Raw genomic sequence first — 663 nt, forward strand, 5'->3', positions numbered from 1 at the left:
GATCAATCTCATGCCGCTCAAGAAATTCGAGAGCATTCATTCCGTTATTTACTTCACCAACAACTTGCATGTTGAAATCATCCCAAGGCATTGTATAGATTAGACCTTTTCKCACCAATTTATCATCATCGACGATCAGCACTTTCAGCATGCTGGTTCCCCCTAGTTTCCACGAATCCTTGCCTTAATCTTCAATATCATAGCAATAGAGTCGTGCCGCAGGCGTGCAGTAGATCTTGTTGTTCACCTTATCCATATGGAATCCCAGAACCCATCCTTCTGTCTCAGCAACAATGGAGAATTGATCGTTCGGTATATCATAGCGGAACAGTTTATTATCACCCGCCCCGTATAGGATGTTGCGCTCCGTGATGTCCATGCCTGGCCATATTGCTTTTTGAATCGGAAGGTCTTTTTGCCAGATGACCTGATGCTGTACATAATCATAGGCGAATAAAACTCCATTATCCGTTAACCCATAAATAATACCGTCCTTATACTTGATCGAGACCACTTGTTGTGCCCCTATTACAGGATGGATTTCCTTTACTTTTTGTTCCTGATCGATATCCCAAATGAACAAGCGAGCATCCATCGTCGGTCTATCTGCACCCGTGCCCACCTCATTCGTTGTAGCTGCGCATATGTAGCGAGTTCCTGGGA

The 663-nt window shown here is 44.3% G+C and carries 1 protein-coding gene; it reads right to left on the minus strand.

The window, feature by feature from the left end; all coding sequences use genetic code 11:
• Positions 1-184 precede the first annotated feature (184 nt).
• Positions 185-663, minus strand: a 479-nt coding sequence (locus AC1DWB_RS36820; RefSeq protein WP_477545979.1) for a hypothetical protein, incomplete at its 5' end; no start/stop codon positions are given.

The sequence above is a fragment of the Paenibacillus sp. P4_E11 genome, from assembly GCF_056401635.1.